The sequence below is a fragment of the Streptomyces sp. L-9-10 genome, assembly GCF_004151105.1.
GTDB lineage: Bacteria > Actinomycetota > Actinomycetes > Streptomycetales > Streptomycetaceae > Streptomyces.
Map to the genome: position 1 here is coordinate 1 of NZ_PHRF01000106.1, position 311 is coordinate 311.

Annotated in this window: 1 protein-coding gene; it reads right to left on the reverse strand. The window is 69.8% G+C overall.

Features of this window, described 5'->3' with window-relative positions; genetic code table 11:
• Positions 1 to 231: class I SAM-dependent methyltransferase (locus tag CU044_RS39085; protein ID WP_193564077.1), on the reverse strand; the 231-nt coding region annotated here is incomplete at its 3' end.
• Positions 232 to 311 lie beyond the last annotated feature (80 nt).

The window sequence follows — 311 nt, forward strand, 5'->3', positions numbered from 1 at the left end:
GGCCAGCATCTCCTCGGAGGAGTCCACCCCGGTCACCCGCCCGACGTGCCCCGAGAGGGGGACGGCGATACGGCCGGTGCCGACGCCGAACTCCAGGGTGCCGGTGGAGTGGTCGGGGTGGAGGTCCGCGATCTTCTTGGCGACCCCGGCCGCGGCGCCGTCCTTGGGGAACAGCCGGTCGTACCAGCCGTCGAACTGGCGGCCGTATCCTATGTCGGCTATCTCGTTCACTGGTGACTCCTCTTCCTGTTCCTGTGCAGTTCCAGGCCGGCGGCGAGAACGAGAGCCGTGCCGATCCCGGCGGCGAACGG